This window comes from Limosilactobacillus caecicola (assembly GCF_943192935.1).
Lineage (GTDB): Bacteria > Bacillota > Bacilli > Lactobacillales > Lactobacillaceae > Limosilactobacillus > Limosilactobacillus caecicola.
Map to the genome: position 1 here is coordinate 440,490 of NZ_CALPCI010000001.1, position 25,971 is coordinate 466,460.

The following is a 25,971-nucleotide window of genomic DNA, read 5'->3' on the forward strand; positions in this document are numbered from 1 at the left end:
ATCGAGCTTGTTAGAGTAGTGAAAGTGCTTTGACCATCCTCAACGGAACGACGTTGTTGTGTGGAATTGGCACTTTTTTTATTGAATTAGAAAGGAAGGGGCACAATGGCTAATTCAGAATTTGATACCATTACGGCAATTTCAACGCCAGTTGGCGAAGGTGGAATTTCAATCATTCGGGTTAGTGGCGAAGAGGCCATTCCCGTAGTAAAGAAGTTATTTAAGGGCAAGGACCTGGCCAAGGTGCCGACGCATACGATTAATTATGGGCACATTATTGACCCCCAAACTAAGGACGAAGTTGATGAAGTCATGGTTTCCGTGATGCGGGCACCGAAGACGTATACCAAGGAAGATGTCGTCGAAATTAACTGTCACGGGGGCCTGCTGGCCACGAACAGAATTCTCCAATTGACGATTGGGGCCGGAGCTCGGATGGCAGAACCAGGTGAATTCACTAAACGGGCCTTCTTAAACGGGCGGTTAGACTTATCCCAAGCCGAAGCGGTGATGGACCTGATTCGAGCGAAAACGGATAAGTCGATGAAGGTCGCTTTAAACCAGCTCGATGGGGACCTTTCACATCTGATTAAACAATTACGGCAAGATATCCTCGATGTTTTAGCGCAGGTCGAAGTCAATATCGACTATCCCGAATATGATGCGGTCGAGGAAATGACGAGTAAACTCCTGCGGGAAAAGGCGGTTGACATTCGGCAACGAATTGAAGGCCTTTTGAAGACGGCTAAGCAAGGAAAAGTCCTTCGCGATGGGTTAGCAACGGCAATTATTGGCCGACCGAACGTTGGTAAATCAAGTTTACTAAACTCGCTCTTGCATGAGGATAAGGCCATCGTAACTAACGTCGCCGGGACGACCCGGGACGTTATCGAAGAATATGTCAACGTCAATGATGTTCCTCTGAAGTTAATTGATACGGCCGGGATTCGTCACACTGATGATACGGTTGAAAAAATCGGGGTTGAACGGAGTCGCCAAGCTATCGAAACGGCGGATCTGATTTTGTTACTGATTGACAGTTCGCAATCCTTGACGGATGAAGATCGTGAATTAATCAAGCAAACGGCTGGTCATCCGCGGATCGTCATTTTGAATAAGACGGACCTGCCAACGAAGGTGGACGAGCAGAAATTACGGCAGTTAATTGGTGATGATCATTTGGTCCAGGCATCAATGACTAAGCACGAGGGAATTGATGAGTTAAGTACCGCCATCAGTCACCTCTTCTTTAACGAAGGAATTGAAAGTAACCAAAATAACATTATGGTCACAAACGCCCGTCACATCGGCCTGTTGCGGCAAGCAGATGAGGCGCTTGGTGATGTGCTAAAGGGGCTTGATGATGGGATGCCAGTGGACCTGGTGCAAATCGATATGACGCGGGCTTGGGACCTACTAGGTGAAATCACTGGTGACAGTTACCAAGATGAGCTATTGGATCAATTATTTAGTCAATTCTGTTTAGGAAAATAAATCAGAGGAGAATGAAAATGAAAACTGGAGAAGCAGTTCAATACGATGGTGGTAACTACGATGTAATCGTGGTTGGTGCCGGCCACGCGGGCTCTGAAGCAGCATTGGCGGCGGCCCGGATGGGGAACAAAACCTTGCTGATCACTATTAGTCTAGAAATGGTGGCCTTTATGCCATGTAATCCTTCATTAGGTGGGCCCGCAAAGGGAATCGTGGTCCGTGAAATTGACGCCCTCGGAGGTGAAATGGGCCACAATATCGATAAGACCTATATTCAAATGCGGATGCTGAATACCGGGAAGGGTCCGGCTGTGCGGGCACTACGGGCGCAAGCGGATAAGCACGCTTACCACCGGCAAATGAAGCTGACAATTGAAAAGGAACCGAACTTAACCTTGCGACAAGGCACGGTTGACGATTTAATTGTGGAAGATGGCGTTTGCAAGGGTGTGATCACCAACACCGGCGCCCGGTATGGTGCTAAAACGGTGGTTTTAACAGTTGGGACGGCCGCCCGGGGGAAGATTATCATTGGGGAACTCCAATATGAATCTGGTCCAAATAACTCCAAGAGTGCCACGAAGCTCTCAGAATGTTTGGAACGACTCGGCTTTGATCTGGAACGGTTTAAGACGGGGACCCCACCACGAATCAACGGGAACACCATTCATTATGATGAAACCGAAGAACAACCGGGTGACAAGGAACCAAACCACTTTAGTTTTGATACACCAGATAGTCAGTACCTCTCCCTATCTGACCAAATTTCTTGTTGGTTAACCTATACGAACCCCCACACGCATGACCTGATTCGGGCCAACCTGGACCGGGCACCGATGTTCTCAGGAGTTATTAAGGGGGTTGGACCACGGTATTGTCCATCGATTGAAGATAAGATCGTGCGGTTTGCGGACAAGGACCGGCACCAACTTTTCTTGGAACCGGAAGGCCGGGACACTGATGAATACTACGTGGATGGTTTATCAACTTCCATGCCAGAAGAAATTCAGCAAAAGATGTTGCACTCCGTCAAGGGTCTCGAAGACGCAGAATTAATGCGACCTGGTTACGCCATTGAATACGATGTGGTCGCACCATACCAATTGCACCCAACGTTGGAAACCAAGAAGATTAAGAATTTATACACGGCAGGACAAACCAACGGAACTTCTGGTTATGAAGAAGCCGCTGGGCAAGGGCTAATTGCTGGAATCAATGCCGGACGGCGGGCCCTCGGAAAGTCCCCATTTGTGCTCAAGCGGTCAGATGCCTACATCGGGGTCATGATTGACGACTTGGTAACGAAGGGCACCAAGGAGCCATACCGGCTCTTGACTAGTCGGGCCGAATACCGGTTGATTTTACGGCACGATAACGCAGATTTCCGGTTAATGGAAAAGGGTCATGAAATTGGATTGGTCAGCGACGAACGGTTGGCAAAGATGGAAGCCAAGAAGCAACACGTGGCGGATGAAATCAAACGCCTCGAAGGCGTTCGGATTAAGCCAAAGACGGCGGCCGATGAATTCATCCAGGCCAATGGTGATAACCCATTAAAGGATTCGCTTACGGCAGCAGCATTCTTGCGGCGGCCTTACGTGACCTACCAGAAACTATTGGAATTCATTCCGGCACCGGAAACACCTTTGAAGCGGCAAGAAGCTGAACAAGTTGAAATTCAGCTGAAGTATGCCGGTTACATTAAGAAAGAAGAAGTGAAGGTCAACCGGTTGAAGCGGATGGAAGCCAAGCATATTCCAGACAACATTGATTACGAAGCGATTGACGGCCTCGCCACTGAAGGGCGGCAAAAGCTTGAAAAGATTCGTCCTGAAACGTTGGCCCAAGCTTCCCGGATTAGTGGAGTTAATCCAGCAGATTTGGCAATTCTGAGTGTTTACATCCAACAAGGTAAGATTTCGAAAATTCAGCCAGCAGACAAAAATGCCGATTGATGAGAAATAATAGTGGAATTTTCATTTTGAAATGTACTATTATTAAGCTGAATATTTTTTGTGATTGAGGATGAAGAAATGAAAACTTTACGGCAAATTTTGAGCTGGGTTGTCCCGATTGCGATTGGGTTAATTTTGGCGTTACTGATTCGGCAATTTTTGTTCCAAAATGTGCGGGTTGATGGTCCTTCGATGTTACCTAATTTGGTGAATAATGAACGGGTGTTTAGCTTTAAGCAGTCCAAGATCCACCGGGGAAGTGTGATTGTCTTTAATGCTAACGGGGTCGATCCCCAGGTTTCTACGAAGACGGATTATGTCAAGCGGGTAATTGCTTTACCTGGTGACACGGTTAAATCAAAGAATGGGAACATTTACGTCAACGGTAAAAAGACCAACCAGAGTTACATTAAGATGGATCAACGGAAACAAGGGACCGGGAACTGGACGTTAAAGAGCATTTCCAAGCAAAACAATTGGGTCAAAAATGCCGGTGCCACGAAGGTTCCAAAGGGCGAATATTTTGTCCTTGGGGATAATCGGACGGTCTCTAACGATAGTCGTTATTGGGGATTTGTCCCGAAGAGTAAAGTGGACGGGGTCGTCAAAGTCGGCTTCTGGTCCAAGAACAAGACGCGGAAATACAACGTCAACCAACTCTGGAAACACTATTTTTCCGGTAACTAAATAGAACGCCTAAGCTGGGGAGAGGAGCCAGCTTAGGCGTTTTCTATTTAGAGGAGTGTTGATTTAATGACGGAGAGGAATTAGTTCCCCAAAACTTCTTCAGCAATTTCTTTGATCAATTTAAGCTTCTTCCATTGCTGTTCTTCAGTGAGGATGTTTCCTTCTTCGGTTGAAGCAAAGCCACATTGCGGGCTCAAGCACAGGTGATCGAGGGGATGGAACTTGGTAGATTCTTGAATGCGAGCAATAATTTGCTCACGATCTTCTAATTCACCTGATTTGGAAGTAACCAAGCCTAAGACGACGTACTTGTCATCAGGAACTTGGGCTAAGGGTTCGAAACCACCAGCGCGTTCGGAATCGTATTCCAAGTAGAAGGCGGTGACGTCTTCTTGAGCGAAGAGTGTATCGGCAACCGGACCGTAACCACCAGCAGCAGCCCATGTTGAGTGGTAGTTTCCACGACAAACGTGCGTATTAATCGTGAGATCGGCGGGGAGGTCAGCAATGGCTTCGTTATTCACCTTTAAGAAACGTTCTTGCAAAGCTTTGAGTTGGGAAGTATCAGCGTTGGGATCTTTCTTTTTGAGGTTTGCATAGTTATTGACCGAAATCCCCCAAGTACAGTCATCAAGTTGCAATGTACGGCAACCAGCGGCATACAGGTCTTCAATGACTTGGTGGTAAGCTTTGGCAACGGCGTGGTCAAAATCGGCTAAGGAATCGTAGAATTGACTGATATTTGCTTGATTTTCGGGACGGAGAAATTCTTCAAGGAATTGCGCTGGTGCCGGAATGGTTTGCTTGACTTGGGTTCCTTTTGAAACGTGATCACGGGTAAACTTAAAGTGTTCCACAAAGGGGTGGTTTTCACCGGAAACTTTGCCAACTAACTCTGTGGATTCTGGACGCGTCTCTTCATCAGCGAAGTGGTAACCTTCATCTAAAATTTTCTTTTGCACCCCGTTCAGGCCCCAGAAAAAGTCGAGGTGCCACCAGCTCCGCCGAAATTCACCATCGGTCACGGCCTTTAGCCCGGCGGCCTCTTCCTGATGGATCAAATCAATAATGCTCTCGTCTTCAACTTGCTTGAGGTCGGCGGCACCGATTTCGCCCTTAGCAAACTTAGCACGAGCGTCCTTTAACTTGGCTGGCCGTAAAAATGAACCGACAATATCATAACGAAATGGTGACTTAGTACGTGTAGTAAATTCTGACATAATAAAAACCTCCTGATATACAAAAAGCCCCTAGAACCAAACCATCACTGGCTAGTTCTAGGGGCGCTGAATTACTAAATCCTAGCGTGTTACCACCCTAATTTGGTCCAGCCTCACGACTAGACCCTCAGTGGGTACTCCAAACGGAAAACCCAGGTACGATAACGGGTACCAGTCCGTAAGCTGCTTGTGGCTACTCACAACTTCCATCGCTCCAAGACCATCTTCGTTACCTCTGCCAACGCTGCTTCCCATCTAACGCAGTTCTCTGGAGAAGGATCCAGTAATTACTCATCTCTTCATCGCGGTTATTTAAATCTTGCTTAGAATGCTATAATCAAATTTTAATCTTGTCAACAGTTTAAAAAATTTTTTTGGAGAATTTTGCATCGTTAGTGATGCTAAAATAAGGATAATTGACAAACGGAGGAATCATCATGAGTACACTAAATTTTGTGTTGGGTCCGGCATCAAAGGATCATCAACAAGAGCTCGTGCGTGAGTTGCATGAGCAATTGGTTGCCCACCCCAACGACCAGTTCTTTTTCCTGGTGCCCAACCACATCAAATTCTCCACAGAAATTGAGGTGTTAAACCAGTTACGGGAGTTGAGTGATCCGACGGATGTATACGCCCAGTCACAGGTCCAAGTCCTGTCCTTTACCCGGCTCGCGTGGTTTTTATTACGGGATGAACCAAACTATCAAATCCCTCGCATTTCCAACGTTGGGATGACGATGTTAGTTGCCAAAATCGTCCGGAACCTGCCTGAAGACGATCTGAAAATGTTTGCTCAAGAGGCCCACCGGTACGGTTTTGTTCAGGAATTGACGGCCCAATTAATCGAATTGCAAAATGCAAACGTCGACCCAAGTGACCATGATGCCATTATGGAACGGGTTCAGGCGTGGGCGCAAAACCACCATGAACGCATTTCGAACGCCTTCTTGGATAAGATGAGTGTCCTATTTAAGGTCTATGAACAGTTTCAAACGGGGATGGCTAACCGACTAAATACCACGGCAGTCTATCAACAATTGGTTCAGCATCTCCAACGGAATGATTTCTCCCACACTCATTTTTTCTTGAACCGTTATAATGGCCAATTCTCCGCGATTGAAGAACAAGTCGTCGAAGCGATCATTAAAAATGCGACTTCTACAACCATCGGTCTAGTACTGGACCGGCCATACCGTAGACAACAATTGCCGGACCCCCACGACCTGTTTTACCAAACGGGGATGCAGTATCATCGCTTAGCTAATTTTGCTGACCAGCAAGCAGGAGTCGACCTCCGCGCGGATGTTCAGGTGACCAAACAGCGGGTCAGTACCGATTTGATCGGGGTAGAGAACTGGCTCAAAGCGGAAGCTAAGCTGAGTCATGATCCTGACCAGCAAACACCAACTCATGGCAATATCCACTTTTTTACGGCGCCAACCCGGGTAGCCGAACTGCAACGGGTCGCAACCAAAATTCGCCAACTGGTGGCCAGCGGGCAGTACCGTTACCGCGATTTTCTCATTTTAGCGCGGCACTTGGATGGGTATACGACCATGCTCAAACCAGTTTTTGATGCCAATGAGGTGCCAATTTTTAACGATAATGACCGGCCGATGGCTAATCACCCCCTCGTGACCCTTATCGAGGCGCTGTTTAAAATTGCGAACCGGCATTTTCAATTGCCAGACGTCTTGCAGTTATTAAAGACGGGCTTGGTCATGCCAAATCAGGATAGTGGAGCGGACCAAGGGAGTGACCTAGCTCAACAATTCATGAACGCCATTTACACGACGGAAAATTGGTGCTTGAAATACGGTAAAACCGGTTCCGCTTGGCTTGACCAGCAGGCTTGGGAGTATACGCCCCACGTTGATCCGCAAGTGTTAGCCGCCAACCCGCAACTAGCAAAGCGCGAAGCCCAACTAACCCAACAAATTAATTGGGTTAAGCAGGTGGTGCGGGAGCAAGTAGCCCCATTAATTAAGCAATTGCAGTCCGCTACTGATGGTCAGACTGCCGCCACCGTTTTATACCAGGGATTAGTCAATTTAGGGGTCGATCAACAACTTCAACGGTGGACCCGGGAGGCCACAGACCGGGGACAATTGGACCTGGCTCAGCAACCGCAACAAGTTTGGAATACGTTGTGTAGTTTACTCGATGAGTACGTCGCGGTGTTGGGCACCAGCGGGACGTTTGACCTCACAGATTTTGTGGAAATTCTGCAAATTGGTTTTCAAACCGCCACGTATTCCTCAATTCCGTCCACGATGGACCAAGTATTGGTGTCTGAAACCGGGATTGTTCAGACGGCGGCCAGAAAAGTCGTCTTTATGATTGGTGCCACGGATGATGTCATGCCAGAAGTTAAAATTAATGAGGGGTTGCTAAGCGATCCTGATAAAGAATTATTGAAGCGGGGGCTCGCTGATGATCAATTTTTACCCGTTTCGGGAATGCAACGGGTCGATGACGAACCAATGGTCAACTATTTAGGGATGTTGAGCGGGCAGGAGCAGCTCTTTCTTTCGGTTCCCGACCTCGATAGTGATGAGGCCCACTTAGTGATGTCACCATACATGGTGGGCTTGGCAAAGTACTTTGGCGAATGGGCTTCGGCAACGGACCAACTCAAAAATGATCTGCCATTTGCCCCCCAAGCCCGGCCAACCTTTGACCAACTGAAACCATTTGTCGGGGCTCCAGCGGCTACATTGACGAATTATATCCAGGTTGAACGCCAGGCGAAAACTGATGGTCAAGCGGTTGGTGCCAGCTGGCGCGCCGTGTCTCGGGAACTAAACCATGAACGACTGGGCTGGTTAAAGTCGAGCCTGAATTATCAAAACCAAACGACTAAGTTATCGCCAAACTTGGCAGCCCAATTGTATGGGCATTTGGATCCCGACATTCTACAGCAAGTCACGGCGGCCCGCCAAACCGGTCAAGAGTTCGATTGGGCCCAGGTGACTGACGACCAGCGACATAATACGCTCGCAACATCAATCTCACAGCTCCAAACCTTTTACAAGAACCCGTATGAATTTTTCCTGAAGTTTGGTCTGGACCTTCAAAAGCGGGAAGAATTAGAAATCACGAACGCCAACTCAGGGACTTTCTACCACGATGCGATGGAGGCCTTTATTCGTTTGCTTCACCAAGATAAAATTGTGCTTGCAAACTTGGCGGACGACCAACTCGCCGTTTACGTTGCTCGAGCAATTGACTGGGCCTTTGGGCGGCAACCAAGCGTGGTTGAATTGGCAGATAATTATCAACGAATTGCCTATCAGAAACGTCATTTGGAAGGAATCGTGTTGACGATGGCCCGGGTATTGAGAAACCAGGCCCAAAATTCGGCCGCCCATCCACTAACGACGGAACAAAAATTTGACCACCTTGGCGTGCTCGATGACCGTCAAGACCAGCAGCCAAGCTATCGGGCACTCGTTTATGAAACGACGGTCCGTAACCAAACGGTTGATCAACCGGATTTGAAGCGCAAAGTTTACCTCCGGGGCCGGATTGACCGGGTTGACGCTGTCCATAGTGACCAGCAGGATTATCTAACGGTGGTCGACTACAAATCAGCGGACAAGGCTTTTGACCTGGTCGATGCTTATGAAGGGCTGGACCTTCAAATGCTCACTTACCTGAATAATTTACGAGCCAACCTCGACCTTGCAAACCCTGATCAACCAACGGCGATTGCGGGGGCCCTGTACCTGCACTTATTTAACCCGCATTACAGTTATTCTGACGTGATGAAGGGTTCGCCAGAAATTTTAGAGCTAAAGCGCCATGAATTTAAAGGCCTGTTACTGGATAACGATGATGTGCTTCGGCAGATTGATGAAGGGTTGCTGGCTGAGAAACCAGATCCGTTGATTCTGGGCGTCAGCTACACCAAGAGTAAGGACCTCATTAAGGCGCGGAAGGGTTCGTTATTAGTCAATGAACAACAACTGGAACGGTTGCTGAGCCAAAATCGGCAGTTAATCATTAACGCCACTCAGCAAATCTTTAGCGGCAATGTCGAATTGCGACCATTCCGGCGAGAACAAAAAACTGGCCTGGACTACAGTGATTACTTGGATATTTATCACTTTGACAACTTATTAGATCAGGATAAATACCGCGAAATTACGTTGACGGACGATGATGTAATGAACCAGCTAATGGATAAGGGGGACGACCATGAGTAATTTTCAACCAACCAAAGAACAAGCGCGGGCAATTAACGACCGTGATCGTGATATCCTGGTGTCTGCATCAGCCGGTTCGGGGAAGACTGCGGTACTCGTTGACCGGGTCATCAAACTGTTAAAAGAAAACCGCCATTTGAATATCGACCAAATGTTGTTGGTGACCTTTACCAAAGAAGCGGCCAAGAACATGAAGGACCGGATTCGTCGACGGTTACTCGCGGATAGTAATGACTTACACATGCGAGCGCAGATTAACCGCTTGGCCTTGGCGAATATCAGTACCATTCACTCCTTTTGTGAGCAAATTATTAAGCGTTACTACTACGTGATTGGTCTCGATCCCCAATACCGGTTGGTAACGGATGCGACCGAACAAGCCCTCCTGAAGGAACAAGTGTGGAACGACCTTCAAGAGGACCATCTCAAGGAGGATTACGCCATGGCGGATCCACAAGACTGGCACTTTAGTCATCTGGCAGAGAATTTTGCGGACCCGAAGTCCAACGTTGGTGAGGGTTTGCAAGAGGTTGTCGAAAAACTGTACCAGGAGGCGAATGCCCAGCCGGATCCGGACCAGTGGCTCGACCAGGCAATTGAAAACTATGAATTTGGTGATGAACCAATTACTAAATCAGCCTTTTATCAAAAGGCCTTACTACCAGTTTTGCGACCGCTCATGGAGCAATTAGTGGCCGACTGGCAGGATTTGGTGAAGGAAGCGGCCGCCAACGATTTTGGTGATGTGGCAGACTTATTGAATGATGATCTTGCCCACGTGCAGGAGATGCAGGCGGCGTTAGATCAAGGCGCCGGTACTTGCTGGGATGAATTGCAGGCGCTGATTAATAACACTGGTTTTGGCAAGCTTAAGGCACACCGGTTCAAAGATGACCCGGAACGCAAAGCCATCTACCAGGACTTGACGAAGAATGGCCGGAATGTTTTACGATCTCGCTTAGCTGATATCCACAGCAAGTATTTCCAATATGATGAACAGCAATTACGGGCGAAAACCGCTGCAGCTTGCTCAACGGTAGCCGAATTAGTGGCGGTTACCAAAGAATTTCGCCAAAAATATCAGGAAGCAAAACTCTCCCGCCACATGCTTGATTTTAGTGATTTGGAACACTATGCTTACCAAATTTTGACTAACCAAACGCCAGCCGGTCAACAAGTTCTGGCTGAGTTGCAGCAGCATTATCAAGAAATTTTGGTGGATGAATATCAGGATACGAACCGGCTCCAGGACGACTTGATTAACCAATTGCATGACCCGCAAATCAACCACCTTTTTATGGTAGGGGACGTTAAGCAGTCGATTTACCGCTTCCGCCAAGCGGACCCGAGCCTCTTTTTGGATAAATATCAACGGTATCAGGACGCGACCACTGCTGATGAAACCGTCAATTTAGCCGAAAATTTCCGGTCAATGCAAAATGTCACGGATTTTACGAACCTGATTTTTACCCAGTTGATGGATGAAACGGTTGGTGAAATGGCCTACGACGATCAGGCGCAGCTTAAATATGCCGCCACTTGGTACCAAGCGGCCCAACCAAAGGCAACGGAGCTCTTGGTATATGATGCTAATGCGGATAATGACACCGAACTGACGAAAGAAGAAAATCGGCAACGTTATCTGAAACTTCCTGAAGGGGCAGATAAATATGCCGGTGAAGTCTGGATGATCGGGATGCGAATTCGGCAGATGCTGGACAACCAGGAGACCATTTACGACCAGGAATCAGGGCATGAACGACCAATTAAGCCGGCTGATATCGTGATCTTGGAACGAACCAAGGGACCAAACAACCGGATTGTGGAACAATTTGGCCAACTCAATATTCCGGTGGTGGTCCAAGATGTACAAAATTACTTTAAAGCCACCGAAGTCCGCACGGTAATGTCGCTATTAAAGGTGATTGATAATCCCTACCAGGATATTCCCCTTGTGGCGGTGTTACGGTCCCCAATTGTTCAGCTAACGGAACCGGAAATGGCGTACCTGCGAATCCACCATCGTTCAGGAAACTTCTATGAGGCTTTGCAGGCATTTGTGCAAACTGATGTGACCGGACAAGGACCAGCGGACGGGGTTGATCCAGTTGAGTTACACCAAAAAGTGAGCGAATTTTTGACGCAGCTAGCGCAATTTAAAGTAACGGCCCAGCAAGAATCGCTGGTGGACCTGATTTGGCAGGTTTACCAAAGCACCGGCTACCTTGACTACGTGGGTGGAATGCCGAGTGGAAAACAGCGTCAAGCAAACCTCCATGCACTTTATGAACGCGCCCATACCTATGAGCAATCTAGCTTTAAGGGGCTGTATCAGTTCATCCACTTTATTGAACGAATGCAACGGCGAAACGAGGACCTGGGCGAGGCACCGGTGGAATTGGCGACGGATGCGGTCAATGTCATGACGATCCACGGTAGTAAGGGACTGCAATTTCCGATCGTCTTTGTGATTGACCTCAATCACCAGTTCAATACCCGTGACACGGCTAGTGACCTGGTAATCGATCCCCATTTAGGCATTGGGATTCGGTATTTGGGTGACGCACCGATGAAGGGGGAAGGCCAATCACTGACGGCTGACCAGATCAAGGTCACCTATGATCTCCCCCAACGAACGGTCGTCGCGGATGCGATTACCCGGGCTAACCGTGCCGAAGAAATGCGCCTCTTGTATGTGGCGTTAACCCGGGCAGAACAACGATTAATTTTGACCGGTTCAGTGAACGAAAAAAATTCGCGAAATAACCTAAAAAGTCTGTGGAAAAGGTGGAGTAAGGGCCTGCAGGGGTCTAAGATAGTGCTAGGCGCTCAGTTACGCCTTGATAGTAAATCAATGCTCGATTGGCTTGGCTTGTGTTTAGTCCGAACTCCTCAGTTTGATCCGCAAATTATTGGCGGCGATGATGACGTGGTCAAGCCAACACTTGGCTTGCCACAGGCTGATTACCAGGTTCAAATGCTAACTGCCAACCAGGTTGAAGCTAATTTGGCACAGTTAAAAGCCAACCATGGTGTTGAGGTATCAACAGATCCGGGGAGCCAGCCATTGACGGCTCAGGAGCGGGAATTTCTCCACCAGGTTTTGACCATGCAATACCCGTACCAAGCGGCCACTCAAACGACGGCCTACCAATCCGTTTCGGCGATTCGGGATATCTTTGCGAACCAAGATCCCGATGATGCGGAGATGGGGCGGTTAACCTTCAATAAGGCGGAAGTTAAGGATGAAGGTCAATACCTACGGGGCGATTTTAAACAACCGCAATTTATGCAGACGACGTCACAAGCACCGTTACCGACAGAGGTCGGGACGGCAACCCACCTGGTTTTCCAAATGCTCGATTTAACGCAGGGTCAGGTGACGACATCCCAAGTTCAGGCAACGATCAGGGACTTGGTGGCCCAGCGGTTAATCGCCAACGAGCGGGTTGCCAAGCAAATTGATGTTGCGGGAATTGTGAAATTTTACCAAACCGCGTTAGGACAACGAATTTTGCAAGCTCCAGGACAATTGGCCCGGGAAAAACCATTTTCCATGTTGATGGATGGTCACCAGTTATTTAATGATCTGACGCCTGATGATGGCCAAATTTTAATTCACGGGATCATCGACGGTTATTTCCGGGGTGCGGATGGACTAGAATTATTTGACTATAAAACTGATTATTTGAAACCAGGCGATGAAGAGCGTCTGACCGAAATTGTTGATCGTTACCGCGGTCAAGTTAATCTTTACGCGGCCGCCCTTCAGCAAATGACTAGTGAAACAGTCACCCACCGTTACCTATACCTAGTGCGGACAGGCGATTTATACGAACTGTGATTGGAGGAACAATAATGGAATTTAAGAATATTAATACGATGCGGACCTTGAATAATGGGGTCAAAATCCCTTGTGTTGGTTACGGAACCTTCCGGACACCAGCTGACGTTGCCGAAAAGGCGGTGGCGGATGCCATTGAAGTGGGCTACCGGCATATTGATACCGCTGCCGTTTACGGCAATGAAGAAGCGGTTGGTCGCGGGATCAAGGATTCAGGAATTGACCGGAAACGGTTATTCGTGACGAGTAAACTCTGGAACACTGAACGGGGCTATGAATCAACCAAGAAGGCATTTCAGGCAACCTTAGACCGACTGGACATGGATTATTTGGACCTGTACCTCATTCACTGGCCAGCGAATGAAAAGCAATTTGGTGCTGATGCTAAGAAACTGAATGCCGAAACGTGGCGGGCAATGGAAGACCTCTACCACGAAGGTAAGATTCGGGCGATTGGCTTGAGTAATTTTATGCCACACCACGTTGCTGACCTGCTGGAAACGGCGGAAGTTAAACCAATGGTGGACCAAATCGAAGTGCACCCCGGCTGGCCACATACGGAAGAGGTTAAAAAGCTTCAATCAATGGATCTCCTAGTTGAAGCATGGGCACCACTGGGTGGCCAAGGATCGACAGTCTTGACGAATCCAACCCTGCAAGACATTGCGGATCGTCATCATAAGACGGTGGCCCAGGTCTGCTTACGGTGGGTGCTGCAGCAAAACATACTCCCATTACCAAAGTCGGTTCACGTCGACCGGATGAAGCAAAACACGGACTTCTTTGACTTTGAATTGAGTAATGATGAAATGAAGCAAATTAGTGCCTTACGGGACCTCGGTGGCCAGTGTGCTGACCCCGATGCAGTTGATTACTAATGGGACGTCAACGACATCAGCAATTACGTTGGTGGTGGGCGAGCTTTGGTCTAGTGGTGATTAGCGGTTTGCTGATCCGCTGGGTGTTCCTGCCGGTGTTGCGGCTGATTAACACCGCCTTGTTTCCCCAAGCAGAAGTGCCATTCGTTTCACTAGCGAATCTTGCCCGGATTATCCAATTTCATCCCTGGGTGACGGTGGCATTAATTCTCGAATTAGTGATTGTTTGGTGGCTACTGATGGCGGGGTGGGCGGCCTTCATCTTAGGAATGAAGGAAGTTTACTGGCCCGCTGGTAGTTGGCAGCATTGGATTAGCCAATTGACCGGGACAGTTCATCATTTTCAAGGACGGCAATGGTGGCAAACATTAGTTGATTTTGTTGCCTTGGCGCCCTTATTTAGTGTGGCCTTTCGCACGCCATTATTAATCGGTATCCGGATTCCCGAATTCCTCTTGGACTACGGGACGCGTCATTGGTGGTTGTTTGTCATTATGCTACTGGTGTATCTTGGCTGCCTAAGTTCGACGATCCTTCACCGGGGAACCTTACTAGATAGCATTTTGAAAGTCACATGTGACAAGCAACAAGTTCACCGCGGCAGTGTTTGGCAGTTAAGCGGGACCTTGCTGGGTGCAGGAATTGTCAGTTGGCTCATTAATGCGGTGCTCGCTGGTTTACAGCTTATTTTGGCACCGGATAATCAGTGGGGTGGAATCGCGAGCTTGATAATCGCTGAAACGGCGGCCGTGGCCCTTTTGGGTTGGGTGTTGATGCGGTGGTTGGAATTACTCGAACCAGAGCTATTCAACCAGGTTCCCCAAGTTCATCGTCAGTGGGCCGGCTGGTCACTTGCTGGTTTATTGATATTATTGGTTAACATTGGGTTATCCGGATTTCAATATTTAAACCGCCCATCTTTGCGGCGACCCGTGACGATTGCCCACCGTGGGGTTGCCGACCGCAATGGGGTCCAAAATAGTATTGAGGTTCTCCGGCTGACCAGTCGTCGTTACCATCCTGATTATATTGAGATGGATGTGCACGAAACCAAGGACCGCCAGTTTGTGGTGATGCATGATGAAAACCTGCGGCAATTGACGGGGGTTGATAAACGTCCCGGTCAGTTGACCCTCAAACAGTTGACGAAACTGACCGCTCACGAAAATGGTCATCAGGCTAAAGTGGCCAGTTTTGATGATTACTTGAAGGTGGCGGGGCAACTGCACCAGAAGTTGATTGTGGAACTCAAGACCACCCGCTATGATTCACGCGACGTGGTGGAACGTTTTAACCATCAATACGGGAACTTAATTGTCCGCCGTCATTACCTCGTGCACTCACTCGATTATGGGTTGGTCCGGCGTTTGCAACGACTCAATCCGCGGATGCAAGTGCTGTATTTACAAGCCTATAATTTTACGAATCCACAAAAGCACATCGTGGGCTTTAATAATGAATATTCAACTTTGAACCAACGGTTTATTGATGCGGTGCACCGGCAAGGCAAACCGGTCTTTGCGTGGACGGTTAATAGTCGGGGCGCAATGAAACAGTTGGTTAACCAACAGGTCGACGGGATCGTGACGGACCGCTTGCCAGAATTGCAGCGGACAATTCGGCAAACCATCCGCCAGCAGAGCGTTGTCGAACGATATTGGAATCTATTAAATCCCATTTCTAATCTGCCAGCTTAAAAGTCAAGAGCGCAGGAACTTATGCAAGTGCCTCATGAAGAGGTATGCCAGCAGTTTCTGCGCTCTTTTTACTGATTTTTTTAAAATGTAATTATTAATGAATAAAGGCAGTTACAACGGTCACAATGCCGAAAATGATGCCCGGAAAATTACCGACAAACACGGCCCAATCCCGATGGCGTTTGTCTAAGGCGTAGGCGCACCACAAAAAACCATTAAAGGCCGCCACCGTGGGTTGCAAGACATTGACTGGATGCCCCTGTAGGTTGGCCATGATTTCTGGAATGTAGGAAACGTACATCATAATGGTAAAAACTGATGCAATTCGTCCTAACATCATGGCACTTTTCTTTTCACCAGTGGTGAGTAGTTGCTGTTGGTTTAAACGTGACTTCTTTTTGGCATCCATCAAGACTACCTCCCAATATTAAATTATCTACGCTAAGATAGCCCAAAAGAATAATGGTGTCAAAAAATTATCACATTAATAATCGCCATTCATGATGGAATTTTTAACAATGACGTAGTCGACCTTGGTAATGGATTCCAGGTCACGACCACCGGCGTAAGAAATTGAGGATTGTAAATCTTCTTGCATTTCTTGTAGCGTGTCCTTGATCGAACCACGGAATGGAACGAGCATTTGCTTGCCTTCGACATTGCGGTAGGCGCCCTTTTGCACTTCAGAGGCGGAACCCCAATATTGCTTGTATTGTTTACCATCGATGGTAATGACATTACCAGGAGATTCTTGGTGACCGGCCAACATCGAGCCAATCATGACCATTGAAGCGCCAAAGCGGACGGACTTGGCAATGTCACCATTGTGACGAATGCCGCCGTCAGCAATTAATGGTTTGCGGGCAGCCTTACTGCATAAACGCAGGGCGGCAAGTTGCCAACCACCGGTACCAAAGCCAGTCTTCAGTTTGGTGATGCAGGCCTTCCCCGGCCCCACCCCAACTTTGGTGGCGTCCGCGCCCGCATTTTCTAAATCCCGGACCGCTTCTGGGGTTGCGACGTTTCCCGCGGTCACAAACGTATTTGGTAATTGCTTTTTGATATGTTGTATCATTTTAATGACATAATCAGAATGTCCGTGAGCTACATCAATCGTAATGTACTCCGGATCTAAATGTTCGGATTTTAGTTGGTTAATGAAATCGTATTCGGCGTCCTTAATGCCGACTGAAATGGATGCAAAGAGGTTGCGATCATGCATCCGTTTGATAAAACCAGCCCGCTCTTCAGGGGCAAAACGGTGCATGACGTAGTAGTAATCATGCTCTGCTAACCAGGTTGCTAATTCCTCATTAATCACACTGGCCATGTTGGCTGGAACCACGGGAATCTTGAACTTGTGCGGTCCAAACTGGACGCTCGTGTCGGCCTCTTTCCGGCTCTTAATAATACACTTATTAGGGATGAGTTGAATGTCATCATAATCAAAAGTTTCCACGCGGGGAAAACCACCTTTCTTAAATCCAATCGGTCAGAAACCATCTGTAAATATATCAGAACTTGATAAATAGTCAAGACAATTTACGGACATTTTTGAAAAACATTCGGAAAATAGTTCGCAAAAGTTCTTGAAAAATCAAAGCAGATTCGGTAGTATTATTGAGTAACTGTGTGCTGATTTAGAAATGAATAATGAGGTGAATACTTAATGGCATCAGTAGTAATTGTTGGTAGTCAATGGGGTGACGAAGGGAAAGGTAAGATGACCGATTACCTTAGTCAAGAAGCTGACGTAGTTGTCCGCTCACAAGGGGGCAATAATGCCGGTCACTCCATCGTGTTTGACGGGAAAAAGTTTGCTTTACGCTTGGTTCCATCAGGAATCTTTGGTGCGAAGAAACTTTCAGTAATCGGTAATGGGGTCGTGGTTAATCCAAAGGCATTATTAGAGGAACTCCACTATTTACAAGAAAATGGTGTTGATGTTTCAGGCTTACGGATTTCTAACCGGGCTCACGTTACGATGCCATACCACATTTTGCTCGATAAGTGTGAAGAAGAAGCCAAGGGTGACCAAAAAGTTGGGACGACCCAAAAGGGGATTGGGCCAACCTACATGGATAAGGTTTCCCGGATCGGGATTCGGATGTGTGACCTGTTAGAAAAGGACACCTTTGAGCAAAAATTGCGGGAAAACCTCAAACTGAAAAACGCCCTCTTTACCAAGATTTACGGTGTGGAACCGCTGAAATTTGAAGATATTTTTGATGAATATTACCAATATGGTCAAGAATTAAAACAATACGTGACCGATACATCCCTGTTGATTAACGATGAAATGGATGCTGGCAAAAAGGTGCTCTTTGAAGGGGCCCAAGGGACCATGCTCGACGTCGACGACGGTACCTACCCATACGTCACCTCTTCCAATCCCGCTGCTGGTGGGGCTGCCACTGGGTCGGGAGTAGGTCCGAACCGGATTGATAAGGTAGTCGGCATTTGTAAGGCCTACACGACCCGGGTTGGTGAAGGGCCATTCCCAACTGAATTAACGGATGAAATTGGTGACCATATCCGTGAAACTGGTCACGAATACGGGGTGGTTACCGGACGCCCACGGCGGGTCGGCTGGTTTGATGCAGTGGCCCTCCGGCATGCGCACCGGGTTGACGGCCTTGACTACCTCAGCTTAAACCTGCTGGATGTGTTATCCGGTTTGAAGACGATCAAAATCGCCCGGGCCTACGAATTAGATGGTCAGGAAATTAATTACTACCCAGCAAGTTTGGCAGAATTAGACCGGTGCAAGCCGATCTATGATGAATTACCAGGCTGGGACGAAGACATTACGCAGGTGACGAAGTTTGCGGACTTACCAGTTAATGCGAAAAAGTACTTAAAGCGGATCGAAGAATTGACTGACACCCCATTAGCAACGGTTTCGGTTGGTCCTGACCGTGAACAAACGATGATTTTGCACGATCCTTGGAAGGATTAAGACTTAAAAAGAGGCTGAGTTTTCTCAGTCTCTTTTTTTGCTAACGGAATAATTCAATGGAGTGCTCCACGACTGGTCGCACGAACTGGTCCTTGGGCCAGACTAATTCAATTTTTGATTGCCAAGCCCGGTACTTGATTGGGGATTGTGGCTGCTTGGCCAAATTTTGGGCGATTCTACCAGGAACCAGGGCGACACCCAAACCAGCGATGGCCCAAGTAATGGCGGTCCGCGCGTCATCACACTTAACGGCGTAGAATGGGTTAATCCCATGGCGAGCAAAACTTTCGTTAGAAACGACGATAAATGATTAGTGGCTGGTGAGCCAGGGATTTCAGAGTTAATGCTGGGCTGGTAAATTTCATGACGGCCGGTGCCTCGACGGATATTCAAAATCCAGGAATCATTGACGACGCCATTAATGATTATCTGGGACAACACGAAGTCAAATTAGGGTCGTTCCACCAATTACAGAAACTGGACCCAACGGCGACAAATAAAATTAATCAAATCGATTTTCACACTGGTCGCTCCGTGGCGTTGGTGGTCGATAACCAATTAGCGGGCGTCTTTATCCTTCAGGACCGGGTGCGGTCTGATTCAGCGGCTGCCTTAGCGGAATTACAAGCACGGGGGATTAAACCGGTGATGGCGTTAATGACGCACCAGCGTTAAAGCAGGCAGAAGTCGGGATTGCCATGGCCAATGCCGCTGATGTGGCAAAACGGAGTTCAAAGATGGTGCTACTCGAAGACGGCCTTACCCCGATTTTACATCAGGTAAGCGAATTACTTGGGGTCCCAATTAATAACTATGCTTTGGTAAATATGGGGACCTTGAAGAAAGTAGTGAACATCGTTGGGGGAGTTCGCGTCAATAATCCGTTTGCGTTTACCTACGAAGGTTATCATTTTAAAAAGGGGTGGCAACATTGGAATGGTAATGAGGCGTTGAAGTACTCACGGATGCGCTATGATGATCCGAACAATGATTACGGCCGACAAAAGCGGGGGCAACAAGTGATCGAGTCGGTGATTCGAACTTTTAAAAAGAATTGGTCCGTGAAATCAGCGAATCAGTTGATTGCAGCAATGCAAGACGGGGTTCGAACGGACGTGCCATTGAAAAATAGTGCCACCCTGTACCTGAATTACCACCAGGCCATGGAACGGGTGACGAAAGATTATTTGCAGGGGAAGAATGCGTAAATTGACGGAACTGATTTTCAAATTGCGGCAGATGTTGGGGCTAAAACCTAAAAAGGTTATTAATCATGAAACCTAGCTTTACAATCAACAAACAACGTGGAATGGCTACAATCGACAGGCTTTTCAGCTGCCAGAGGGAGCCCAATATAACGAATGGGTACCCACGGCAAAGGTAAATTAACGACTTTGTGAATTTTAGCAAGAGCAAAAATATTTTTCACAAACAGCCTTACAGCGCGTAATGTTTGATATATGTGCATTTATAAACTAATCATTATTTCACTTGTGAAATTCAATAAAACGGTTACAATGTGAAGTGTAGTCAAAATAGGAAAGGTGATTATAAAAATGGCATATCAAACAGTCAATCCATACACGAATGAAGTGGAACACGAATATCAACAAACCAGTAACGAAGAAATTGAAAAAACGTTAACGGCGGCTCATGCCCTATACTTAAAGTGGCGTGATGGTGATGAATTAGCAGAACGGAAGCAGATCATCACCCGCTTAGGCGAATTATTACGGAATAAGAAGCATGAGATGGCGACCATTATGACGCATGACATGGGGAAGCTAATTGGCGAAGCCGAAGGAGAAGTGGAATTATGTGCGTCCTTCTGTGATTACTATGTGGAACGGGCAGATCAATTCTTAGCGCCAACGCCAATTTACACGACCTCAGGAAATGCCTACGTCTTACACCAGGCAACCGGGGCATTAATGGCAGTTGAACCATGGAACTTTCCGTTCTACCAAATTGCCCGGGTCTTTATCCCGAACTTCTTAGCGGGTAATCCAATGATTTTAAAGGACGCTTCTAATTGCCCAACTTCAGCGCAGGCCTTTGCTGACTTGGTAAAGGAAGCTGGAGCGCCAGAAGGCAGCCTTACCAACATGTTCATTAATTATGATCAAGTTGGCGATATCATTGCGGACCGGCGAGTTCAAGGTGTTTGCCTGACGGGTTCCGAACGTGGTGGCCAAGCAGTTGCCACGGAAGCGGCCAAGAACCTGAAGAAGAGTACGATGGAATTAGGTGGTAACGATGCCTTTATCGTTTTGCCAGATGCAGATATTGATAAGTTGGCGGCCATCATTCCAGCAGCCCGGTTATACAACGCCGGTCAAGTATGTACGTCTTCCAAGCGGTTCATCGTTCCAGATAACCTGTACGACGAATTTCTGGAACGGGCTAAGGCAGCATTTAGTAGTGTCAAGATGGGTGACCCAATGGATCCGAATACTACGCTGGCGCCAATGAATTCTGAAAAGGCCAAGAATAAGTTGCAAAAACAGGTTGACTTGGCAATTGAAAATGGGGCGAAGGTAGTTTACGGTAACCAACCGGTAGATTTACCAGGTCAATTCTTCATGCCAACCATCTTGACTGACATCAGCAAGGACAATCCAGTCTTTGATCAAGAAATGTTTGGACCAGTCATGGCCGTCTATAAGTACAGAGATGTGCAAGAAGCGATTGATTTAGCCAATGATTCGAGCTACGGCTTAGGGAGTAGTGTCTTTGGTCAGAACGTTTCCGAAGCCCGGAAGGTTGCTGCCCAAATTGATACAGGAATGACCTGGATTAATTCCGGCTGGGCCTCACTTCCAGAATTACCATTTGGTGGAGTTAAGCACTCCGGCTATGGTCGTGAATTAGCGGAACAAGGATTCATGTCATTTGTGAATGATCACTTAGTTTACGAACCAGAAGCATAATTGTTTCACGTGAAACATAAAAGGAGAGCACTTCAGTTTGAAGTGCTCCCCTTTTTACATAGATTGACTAGTCATCTTCGTAGTAACGAATATCGTCAAATTTTTTATTAGCGTATTGTTGAGCTTGGTCTTGGGTCTGGTAATAAACAGCGTAGGCCTGAATTTCAGCACCACCAGCGGCAACTAAAATCTTTACCTGTTTACCATCAATGTTTTCTGTATGTATAGCGTAGAAAGAACCATCGCCAGCACCTTGACACCAACCTTGAATATTGAGCCAGTGGAAACCGTCCAGGTCGGTGAAGGTTGTCCTGCCCCAATTTTTGGTAGCATCTACAATTGTCTGGTTCGTTTGACTATCTTCATCTTCCAGGAAGGACTTGCTTTGCTTGTACAAATGGATGGGGCCATTACTACCTTCATTATCTTTGTCGGAGGTGAAGTTATAAGTATGTTTACCAAAGGTAACGGTAGAATTACCGTCTTTAGCACAATACCACGTTCCCCGCATCTCGGAAGGGACGGTCACGGCACCCTCATTACCGTATTTGCCACTAGTGCCAGTGGAAGAACTACCAGTAGTGGTACTGTCCCCGGAACGCTTGTCATTCACCTGCGCATTCTGCGCTAATTGGTTGACGTGATCGCCCTGGCCATTTTGATTGATATAGCTGACCATATCAGCACGACTGACGGTGGTCAACTTTTTTCCGGTGGTTGTTTTAGAAGCATTTTGGTAAATGGTGACATTATCCCCATTGACCGTATAAACCAACTTGGATGATTGCCCATTGGCCTTGACGTTATAGGCCACACCTTGACCGTTGTCCGCTAATTTATAATTGCTGGCCGGGTAGAGGTCAACTTGGAGGCCAGCTTTCTTGGCTTGCTTAGCAGTTTGGGCCCATTGTTGCCCATATTTATTCCCTGCATAGGTCGTGACTAAGCTAACTGTTTGCTGAGGGGTGAGGTTATCCGCACTTATTTTCGTGCTGGACTTGCTTGCTAACAGGCTAGAAGAACTGGCGTTGTTGGTTGGGGAACTTTGTGCTCCACAACCCGCAAGGACCAAGGCAAGTCCCGCTACTGATAAGATCACCACATTTTTTCGCTTCATAATTTTCAAATATCTCCCAATAATATTACCAATTTAATATACACCTAAAACCGGCCGCTGAACAATTGAAGGTTCAACGACCGGTAGTGACTAAAATTCCAATAATTGTTGTGGTTGATCGATAAGGTAGGTTGGTTGCTCTTTCCGTAAGGAAGCAACGTTGAAAGCTCCCCAGGTGGCACCACAGGTTTTGACGGCCGCGTTCTTACCCATTTGCAAGTCGTAGCGGGCGTCCCCAATCATCACACTGCGGTCCCGGTTGAGGTTAAAATCGTGAACTACACGGTTAACGCTCTCTGGGTCGGGCTTGAAATTTTGAACCATGTCAGAGCCAACGATTTCCGTAAAGAAACGCTCAATTTGAAACCTTTCCAGGTGGTGTTGGATCGTTTGTGAGGAATTGCTCGATAGGATAAAGAGGTGCTTACCGGCATCGTGGAGTCCCTTGAGCGTCGTGGTAATGCCATCGAATAACTTGGTTTCTGAATCCTCATATTGGGTACAGTACATTCGAAAGTCGGCATAGAGCTGTTCCAAAACTTTAGCGGAAGCTTGGGGTGCCAACATCGGGAAAAAGGTTTCAATTGGTAATCCCATGTAATCTAATACCTGTTGTTTAGTTGGGGCCGGAAGCTGATTTTTGATGAACGCCTTCTGGGTTGCTAAAGTGCAGACTTCACCAGAATCAGCGAGGGTCCCATCAAAATCAAACATGAAATTGTTCATTAGTTGACCAGTCCTTTCGAAAAATAATTATGCCCACCATTATACTCTGATTAATGGTTGACACTCAACCGTTAGACGGGTAGACTTGTTCTAAATAAAGCCTTTTAAATCGACCCAGAGAGGTCAAAAGGGGATCGATAAATACCAGTTTGGTCACGTCTTTATGTTCCCCATCAACGTAAAGGCGTTTTATTTATAGAAAAGGAGTGTTGATTGTGGCCCATGAGATCGTTGATGGTTCTAGTATGCAGCGTGCATTGACGCGGATTACTTATGAAATCATTGAACAAAACAAGGGTGTTGAAAACTTAGTCTTTGTTGGCATTAAAACCCGGGGTGTGTATTTGGCACAACGCTTAGCAAAGCGGATGGAACAACTAGAAGGCGTCAAGGTTCCGGTAGGATCCTTGGACATTACTCTGTACCGTGATGACCGTCACATTGCGGATCACAAAACCCAACCAACGGTTAATGGTAGTGACATTGATGTGGACTTGAATGATAAGCACGTCATTTTGGTTGACGATGTGCTCTTCACTGGACGGACTGCCCGGGCAGCCCTGGATGCTTTGATGGATTTAGGCCGGCCCAAGCGGATTTCACTTGCGGTCCTGGTTGATCGGGGTCACCGTGAATTACCAATTCGGCCAGATTTTGTTGGCAAAAATATTCCAACATCATTAAATGAAACTGTCCATGTGGCAGTGGAAGAATACGATGGTCACGAAGACATTTCAATCGAAAATAATTAAGATTTCACCATTTTAATTCGCTCCAGAGAGGGCAAAAAGGCGAAAACGGGTTTAGTCAACCTTCATTAGCAGTGCTCTCTTTGGGAGGACTGCTTTTTTTATAGGAGGAACACAATGGAACGGTTTGAACCAATGGTCGCAATCGATGTGGCAACGAAGGAAGAGGCACTGAACCTTTTTGATGAGTTGGCAGCTGATACCCAGCATACCCCCATCGTCAAAATTGGGATGGAATTGTACTACGCGTTTGGTCCCGGAATTGTGAAACAAGCCAAGCAACGGGGATTATCGGTCTTCTTGGATCTAAAGTCCTATGACATTCCCAATACCGTTCACCGGGCAATGCAGGTCATCGGCAAAATGGGGGTGCGGTTTACGACAACTCATGCTGCCGGTGGTACGGAAATGTTGAAGGCGGCCAAAGCAGGGCTGGTCGAAGGGGCGCGTGAAGCAGGTTTGCCAGCGCCCAAATTACTCGCCATCACCGAACTTACCTCAATTGATGAGCACATTTTAAAAACGGAACAACACGTTGACCTGCCGTTGATTGACGTTGTCAAAAATTATGCGCAAGTTGCCGAGCGAGCTGGCTTGGACGGGGTAATTTGCTCGGCTCAGGAAGTCAAAGCCATTCGTTCAGTCACACAACCCACATTTCTTTGCGTCACCCCAGGAATCCGTCCGGACTTGAGTGTTCATGATGACCAAAAACGGGTGGTCACTCCGGCCCAGGCACGAGAATTGGGAAGTAATGGGATTGTCGTGGGTCGGCCAATTACGCAGAGTAAAGAGCCAATTGCGGCATATCAAGCGATTCGTCAAGCATTTATGGAAGGGGAATAATTATGGTTGGACAATTAGAAATCGTTGCCAAAAACTTATTAGACATTCATGCAGTTACTTTACAACCGGACAAACCATTTACCTGGGCGAGTGGGTTGCATTCACCCATTTATACCGATAATCGGTTGACGATTTCCTATCCCTTTGTCCGGCGGAACATTGCGGTGGGCATGACGGAACTGATCAAGCACCACCTTAGTGATGTTGACGTGATTGCTGGAGTTGCGACTGCGGGAATTCCGCATGCGGCCTACGTGGCTGAACGACTCCAAAAGCCATTAATCTACGTTCGCTCCAAGCCTAAGGATCACGGGCGTGGTAAGCAAATCGAAGGGGTCCTGCAAGAAGGACAAAAAGTCGTCGTGATTGATGACTTACTCTCAACTGGGGGAAGTGCCTTAAAGGCAGTTAAGGCCGTCGAAGAAGCTGGTGGCAAGGTTATCGGTGTGGTTGCCATCTTTAGTTACCAACTTCCAGCCTTAGATGACAACTTTAAAGCGGCTGGTTTACCATACTACACAGTCACGAATTACACGACCTTGATTGAAACGGCCAAGCAAAATGGCTTTATTTCCGATGAACAATTGAGTTCACTGCATGCCTGGCGCAAGGATCCGGAACAATGGTCACAGACACATGGCGAATAAGGGAGAAATTCATG

General features: G+C 47.4%; 19 protein-coding genes and 1 pseudogene. 14 read left to right on the forward strand and 6 right to left on the reverse strand.

Annotation, left to right across the window (positions count from 1 at the left end):
* Nucleotides 1–105 precede the first annotated feature (105 nt).
* The 3 genes from mnmE to lepB all read left to right on the forward strand — a co-directional run bounded on the left by mnmE (nucleotide 106) and on the right by lepB (nucleotide 4,136).
* A complete protein-coding gene (mnmE, locus tag NFR43_RS02150) occupies nucleotides 106–1,494 on the forward strand; it encodes a tRNA uridine-5-carboxymethylaminomethyl(34) synthesis GTPase MnmE (RefSeq protein ID WP_251546002.1) in 1,389 nt (462 codons plus the stop codon).
* Nucleotides 1,495–1,511: 17 nt separating this feature from the next.
* Entirely contained in the window at nucleotides 1,512–3,449 is a 1,938-nt protein-coding gene (gene mnmG, locus NFR43_RS02155; protein ID WP_407658118.1) for a tRNA uridine-5-carboxymethylaminomethyl(34) synthesis enzyme MnmG, read from the forward strand.
* Nucleotides 3,450–3,527: 78 nt separating this feature from the next.
* Nucleotides 3,528–4,136 (forward strand): signal peptidase I, encoded by a 609-nt coding sequence (gene lepB / locus NFR43_RS02160; RefSeq protein WP_251546006.1) that lies wholly within the window; start codon nucleotides 3,528–3,530, stop codon nucleotides 4,134–4,136.
* 80 nt (nucleotides 4,137–4,216) lie between these two features.
* Here the strand turns inward: lepB and NFR43_RS02165 are convergent, their stop codons facing one another.
* Nucleotides 4,217–5,356: a 5-methyltetrahydropteroyltriglutamate--homocysteine S-methyltransferase gene (locus tag NFR43_RS02165; RefSeq protein ID WP_251546007.1), complete on the reverse strand. Its 1,140-nt coding sequence runs from the start codon at nucleotides 5,354–5,356 to the stop codon at nucleotides 4,217–4,219.
* Nucleotides 5,357–5,793: 437 nt separating this feature from the next.
* On the opposite strand from NFR43_RS02165, the gene NFR43_RS02170 reads away from it, so the two are divergent.
* Genes NFR43_RS02170 through NFR43_RS02185 form a run of 4 tightly spaced genes read left to right on the forward strand, consistent with a single transcriptional unit; the run spans nucleotide 5,794 to nucleotide 15,983 of the window.
* A complete protein-coding gene (locus tag NFR43_RS02170) occupies nucleotides 5,794–9,564 on the forward strand; it encodes a PD-(D/E)XK nuclease family protein (RefSeq protein WP_251546009.1) in 3,771 nt (1,256 codons plus the stop codon).
* Nucleotides 9,557–13,408, forward strand: a complete 3,852-nt coding sequence (addA, locus tag NFR43_RS02175; protein WP_251546011.1) for a helicase-exonuclease AddAB subunit AddA — start codon at nucleotides 9,557–9,559, stop codon at nucleotides 13,406–13,408. The genes NFR43_RS02170 and addA overlap by 8 nt, the downstream gene beginning before the upstream one ends.
* An 11-nt stretch (nucleotides 13,409–13,419) precedes the next feature.
* A complete protein-coding gene (locus tag NFR43_RS02180; protein WP_275087094.1) occupies nucleotides 13,420–14,286 on the forward strand; it encodes an aldo/keto reductase in 867 nt (288 codons plus the stop codon).
* Entirely contained in the window at nucleotides 14,286–15,983 is a 1,698-nt protein-coding gene (locus NFR43_RS02185) for a glycerophosphodiester phosphodiesterase (RefSeq protein WP_251546015.1), read from the forward strand. Before NFR43_RS02180 ends, NFR43_RS02185 begins: the two co-directional genes overlap by 1 nt.
* Before the next feature lie 94 nt (nucleotides 15,984–16,077).
* Here NFR43_RS02185 and NFR43_RS02190 read toward each other — a convergent pair whose 3' ends face one another.
* Nucleotides 16,078–16,392, reverse strand: coding sequence for an SWEET family sugar transporter (locus NFR43_RS02190; protein WP_251546017.1), 315 nt, complete (start codon nucleotides 16,390–16,392; stop codon nucleotides 16,078–16,080).
* Between the two features lie 75 nt (nucleotides 16,393–16,467).
* Nucleotides 16,468–17,442 (reverse strand): GMP reductase, encoded by a 975-nt coding sequence (locus NFR43_RS02195; protein WP_251546019.1) that lies wholly within the window; start codon nucleotides 17,440–17,442, stop codon nucleotides 16,468–16,470.
* Between the two features lie 210 nt (nucleotides 17,443–17,652).
* On the opposite strand from NFR43_RS02195, the gene NFR43_RS02200 reads away from it, so the two are divergent.
* A complete protein-coding gene (locus NFR43_RS02200) occupies nucleotides 17,653–18,942 on the forward strand; it encodes an adenylosuccinate synthase (protein WP_251546021.1) in 1,290 nt (429 codons plus the stop codon).
* 40 nt (nucleotides 18,943–18,982) lie between these two features.
* On the opposite strand, the gene NFR43_RS08555 is transcribed toward NFR43_RS02200, so the two are convergent.
* Entirely contained in the window at nucleotides 18,983–19,246 is a 264-nt protein-coding gene (locus NFR43_RS08555) for a LysR family transcriptional regulator substrate-binding protein (protein WP_407658128.1), read from the reverse strand.
* A gap of 65 nt (nucleotides 19,247–19,311) precedes the next feature.
* On the opposite strand from NFR43_RS08555, the pseudogene NFR43_RS02205 reads away from it, so the two are divergent.
* The 3 genes and pseudogenes from NFR43_RS02205 to NFR43_RS02220 all read left to right on the forward strand — a co-directional run.
* Nucleotides 19,312–19,715: pseudogene (locus tag NFR43_RS02205) on the forward strand (HAD hydrolase family protein); the annotation flags it as partial.
* Nucleotides 19,710–20,150: an LCP family protein gene (locus NFR43_RS02215; RefSeq protein ID WP_407658129.1), complete on the forward strand. Its 441-nt coding sequence runs from the start codon at nucleotides 19,710–19,712 to the stop codon at nucleotides 20,148–20,150. The pseudogene NFR43_RS02205 and the gene NFR43_RS02215, both read left to right, overlap by 6 nt.
* 348 nt (nucleotides 20,151–20,498) lie before the next feature.
* On the forward strand, nucleotides 20,499–21,872 hold the full coding sequence (locus NFR43_RS02220; RefSeq protein WP_251546024.1) for an NAD-dependent succinate-semialdehyde dehydrogenase: 1,374 nt from the start codon (nucleotides 20,499–20,501) through the stop codon (nucleotides 21,870–21,872).
* Between the two features lie 67 nt (nucleotides 21,873–21,939).
* Here NFR43_RS02220 and NFR43_RS02225 read toward each other — a convergent pair whose 3' ends face one another.
* Together NFR43_RS02225 and NFR43_RS02230 are read right to left on the reverse strand one after the other, a co-directional pair.
* Nucleotides 21,940–22,989, reverse strand: coding sequence for a hypothetical protein (locus NFR43_RS02225; RefSeq protein ID WP_251546026.1), 1,050 nt, complete (start codon nucleotides 22,987–22,989; stop codon nucleotides 21,940–21,942).
* A gap of 90 nt (nucleotides 22,990–23,079) precedes the next feature.
* A complete protein-coding gene (locus NFR43_RS02230) occupies nucleotides 23,080–23,715 on the reverse strand; it encodes an HAD family hydrolase (RefSeq protein WP_251546028.1) in 636 nt (211 codons plus the stop codon).
* A 215-nt stretch (nucleotides 23,716–23,930) separates the two neighbouring features.
* On the opposite strand from NFR43_RS02230, the gene pyrR reads away from it, so the two are divergent.
* From pyrR to pyrE, 3 genes are all read left to right on the forward strand, one after another.
* Nucleotides 23,931–24,467, forward strand: a complete 537-nt coding sequence (pyrR, locus tag NFR43_RS02235) for a bifunctional pyr operon transcriptional regulator/uracil phosphoribosyltransferase PyrR (RefSeq protein ID WP_275087087.1) — start codon at nucleotides 23,931–23,933, stop codon at nucleotides 24,465–24,467.
* 114 nt (nucleotides 24,468–24,581) lie between these two features.
* Nucleotides 24,582–25,310 carry an orotidine-5'-phosphate decarboxylase gene (gene pyrF / locus NFR43_RS02240; protein WP_251546030.1) on the forward strand — a complete coding sequence of 243 codons (729 nt, stop codon included), beginning with the start codon at nucleotides 24,582–24,584 and terminating at the stop codon, nucleotides 25,308–25,310.
* A gap of 2 nt (nucleotides 25,311–25,312) precedes the next feature.
* Complete coding sequence (gene pyrE / locus NFR43_RS02245; RefSeq protein ID WP_251546032.1) at nucleotides 25,313–25,957, forward strand: orotate phosphoribosyltransferase; 645 nt, start codon at nucleotides 25,313–25,315, stop codon at nucleotides 25,955–25,957.
* Nucleotides 25,958–25,971 lie beyond the last annotated feature (14 nt).

Coding starts and splice junctions, on each gene's coding strand:
- NFR43_RS02185 (WP_251546015.1), top strand. CDS start 14,286: ATGGGACGTCAACGACATCAGCAATTACGTTGGTGGTGGGCGAGCTTT.
- NFR43_RS02190 (WP_251546017.1), bottom strand. CDS start 16,392: ATGGATGCCAAAAAGAAGTCACGTTTAAACCAACAGCAACTACTCACC.
- NFR43_RS02170 (WP_251546009.1), top strand. CDS start 5,794: ATGAGTACACTAAATTTTGTGTTGGGTCCGGCATCAAAGGATCATCAA.
- lepB (WP_251546006.1), top strand. CDS start 3,528: ATGAAAACTTTACGGCAAATTTTGAGCTGGGTTGTCCCGATTGCGATT.
- NFR43_RS02200 (WP_251546021.1), top strand. CDS start 17,653: ATGGCATCAGTAGTAATTGTTGGTAGTCAATGGGGTGACGAAGGGAAA.
- mnmG (WP_407658118.1), top strand. CDS start 1,512: ATGAAAACTGGAGAAGCAGTTCAATACGATGGTGGTAACTACGATGTA.
- NFR43_RS02230 (WP_251546028.1), bottom strand. CDS start 23,715: ATGAACAATTTCATGTTTGATTTTGATGGGACCCTCGCTGATTCTGGT.
- addA (WP_251546011.1), top strand. CDS start 9,557: ATGAGTAATTTTCAACCAACCAAAGAACAAGCGCGGGCAATTAACGAC.
- NFR43_RS02225 (WP_251546026.1), bottom strand. CDS start 22,989: ATGAAGCGAAAAAATGTGGTGATCTTATCAGTAGCGGGACTTGCCTTG.
- NFR43_RS02220 (WP_251546024.1), top strand. CDS start 20,499: ATGGCATATCAAACAGTCAATCCATACACGAATGAAGTGGAACACGAA.
- pyrE (WP_251546032.1), top strand. CDS start 25,313: ATGGTTGGACAATTAGAAATCGTTGCCAAAAACTTATTAGACATTCAT.
- pyrF (WP_251546030.1), top strand. CDS start 24,582: ATGGAACGGTTTGAACCAATGGTCGCAATCGATGTGGCAACGAAGGAA.
- NFR43_RS02165 (WP_251546007.1), bottom strand. CDS start 5,356: ATGTCAGAATTTACTACACGTACTAAGTCACCATTTCGTTATGATATT.
- mnmE (WP_251546002.1), top strand. CDS start 106: ATGGCTAATTCAGAATTTGATACCATTACGGCAATTTCAACGCCAGTT.